3 protein-coding genes are annotated in these 2,103 nt (G+C 72.2%); all 3 read left to right on the top strand.

The window, feature by feature from the left end; genetic code table 11:
* A partial coding sequence (locus D3H34_RS31975) for a FecCD family ABC transporter permease (RefSeq protein ID WP_147400558.1) occupies positions 1 to 885 on the top strand: 885 nt, incomplete at its 5' end.
* Positions 882 to 1,640 carry an ABC transporter ATP-binding protein gene (locus tag D3H34_RS31970; RefSeq protein WP_119558798.1) on the top strand — a complete coding sequence of 253 codons (759 nt, stop codon included), beginning with the start codon at positions 882 to 884 and terminating at the stop codon, positions 1,638 to 1,640. The genes D3H34_RS31975 and D3H34_RS31970, both read left to right, overlap by 4 nt.
* On the top strand, positions 1,637 to 2,103 hold a 467-nt coding region (locus D3H34_RS31965; protein WP_286186536.1), incomplete at its 3' end, for an LLM class flavin-dependent oxidoreductase. The genes D3H34_RS31970 and D3H34_RS31965, both read left to right, overlap by 4 nt.

Genomic DNA, 2,103 nt, shown 5'->3' with positions numbered 1-2,103 from the left:
CGCGAGACGCTGCGCGGCCGCCTGCTGTGGGAATGGCGCATGCCGCGCGTGTTCGCCGCGGCCTGCGTGGGTGCGCTGCTGGGGCTTTCGGGCGCGGTGTTCCAGGGCGTGTTCCGCAACCCGCTGGCCGAGCCCTATCTGCTCGGCGCTTCGGGCGGCGCGGCGCTGGGCGCGACCATTGCCTTGCTGGTGCCGCTGGGCCTGCCGCAGTCCTGGCTGCTGCCCGTGCTGGCGTTCGCCGGTGCCTGGGGCTCGACCGTGCTGGTGCTGGGCGTGGCGCGCGTCGCGGGTGCGCTGGACGCGTCCGGCATGCTGCTCGCGGGCGTGGCCATGGCCGCGATGCTGGGCGCGATACGTTCGTTCCTGATGCTCGCGCTGTCCGATGAAACCGTGAGTTTGCAGGTCGTGATGAGCTGGGTGCTGGGTGGCATCCAGACGCCGACCTGGAGCGGACTGGGCTGGCTGGCGCTGATCACGCTGGCCTGCCTTCTTGCCACGCAGACGCTGGCGCGCGGCCTCGATCTGCTGGGCCTGGGCGATGCCACGGCGCAGTCGTTCGGCCTCGATGTCGCGCGCTTCGTGCCGCGCGCCGTGCTGCTGGGCTCGCTGGTCGTGGCCGCGGCCGTGGCCTATGGCGGGCTGGTCGCGTTCGTCGGCCTGGCCGCGCCGCATATCGCGCGCTGGTGGGTGGGCCCGCGCCACCGCTGGGTGCTGCCCGCGAGCGCGCTGGCCGGCGCGGTGGTCGTGACCGTGGCCGATGCGATCGCGCGCAGCGTGCTGCCGCCGGCCGAAGTGCCGCTGGGCCTGATCACGGCCGTGGCCGGCGGGCCGTTCTTCATCGTGCTGCTCGCGCGCCGGCTGCGCGCCTATGGAGGCCGCGCATGAGCGCTACCGCGATGCTGGGCGCTGCCCATCTTTTCCTGCAGCGCCAAGGCCGGGTGCTGCTCGACGACATTTCTCTGGACCTGCCGCAACGCGGCGCGGTGGCGCTGGTCGGGCCCAACGGCGCGGGCAAGTCCACGCTGCTGCAGGTGCTTGCGGGCCAGCTCGCGCCCGAGCGCGGCGGCGTGGCGTTGCAGGGCCGGCCGCTGCGCGCGCTCGACGTGCGCGCGCGCGCCCGGCACATAGGCTATATGCCGCAGCGCTTCGAGCCGCATTGGGACGTGACGCTGCACGATCTGGTGCAGATGCGCCTGCCCGACCCGGCGCAGGCCGCGCAGGTGCTGGTGCAGGCCGATTTGCAGCCGCTGGCCGCGCGCCGCTGGAGCACGCTGTCGGGTGGTGAGCGCGCGCGCGGCATGCTCGCCGCGGTGCTGGCCACCGATCCGCCGGTGCTGCTGGCCGACGAGCCCGGCGCGGCGCTCGACGTGCAGCACCGGCTGGCGCTGGTGCAGGCCTTGGCGCGGCGCGGGCGCGAGCGCCTGGTGGTGGTGGTGATGCACGACCTCGATCTCGCTTTCGAATGCTTTGATCGTGTGGTGGTCATGCATGCGGGCCGCGTGGCAATGGATGGCGTGCCCGCCGACCTGCTGCACGCGCCGCAGCTCGACGAGGTGTTCGGCGTGCGCTTCCAGCGCATCGCCGTGGCGCCGCATACCTTGCTGCGCGCGCGCAGCCGACCGCAGGAAGAAACGACATGATGCGCATCGACATTGCAGGCTGGACGCGCGAAGCGATGGCCGGAGATCACCAGGCATTCCGCGCGATTTTCGAAAGCGCCGACCGCTGGGGCTTCGACGGCGCCTGGTTCAGCGAATTCCGCCTGCCGCAAAGCGATTGGCAGTATCCGTCGCCGCTGCTGCTGGCCTCCGCCTTGCTGGCGCGCACCGAGCGCCTGCGCGTGGGCACGGCGGTGCTGGTGCTGCCCTTGCACCATCCGCTGATGCTTGCCGAGGAAATCGCCCAGCTCGATTTCCAGAGCGGCGGGCGCATCGACATCGGTCTGGGCCGCGGCACCGAACCGGCGTCGCTGGCCAGCCTGGAAATCGCTGCCGACAGCACGCGCGAACGCTTCGAAAGCGGCGCGCGCATTCTGCGCAATGCCTTGCGCGGCGACACCGTGGCAGCGAGCGGCGGGCCCTGGAGTTTTGCGCCGCGCAAGTT

The sequence above is a fragment of the Acidovorax cavernicola genome (assembly GCF_003581445.1).
Note: the sequence above shows the minus strand (reverse complement) of the source record. Positions and strands in the feature narration are given on the sequence as shown.